Raw genomic sequence first — 221 nt, 5'->3', positions numbered from 1 at the left:
GAAGTGTACTGGCCGATCTGCGGGCGCGGCACGCCGTGCGGGTCCCAGCGGTAGACATTGACCGGGGTGTTCGGCAGGTTGAGGAAGCGTGCGGTGTCCTGGCGGGTCTCGCCCTGGGCGTAGGTGACCCCACCGAGCAGTTCGTGGGTCAGGCCGAACAGTCGCACCGGCCCATTGAGGTTGGCGTCGAGGCTGCGCTGGATGCTCTTGAACTTGTAGGC

General features: G+C 66.5%; 1 pseudogene. It reads right to left on the bottom strand.

Annotated elements, in window-relative coordinates:
• A pseudogene (locus G5A07_RS21935) lies at positions 1 to 221 on the bottom strand (hypothetical protein); the annotation flags it as partial.

The organism is Stenotrophomonas sp. AS012628, assembly GCF_010608305.1.
In the GTDB taxonomy this organism is placed as follows: Bacteria; Pseudomonadota; Gammaproteobacteria; order Xanthomonadales; family Xanthomonadaceae; genus Stenotrophomonas; species Stenotrophomonas geniculata.
This window is presented reverse-complemented; position numbering and strand designations above follow the sequence as displayed.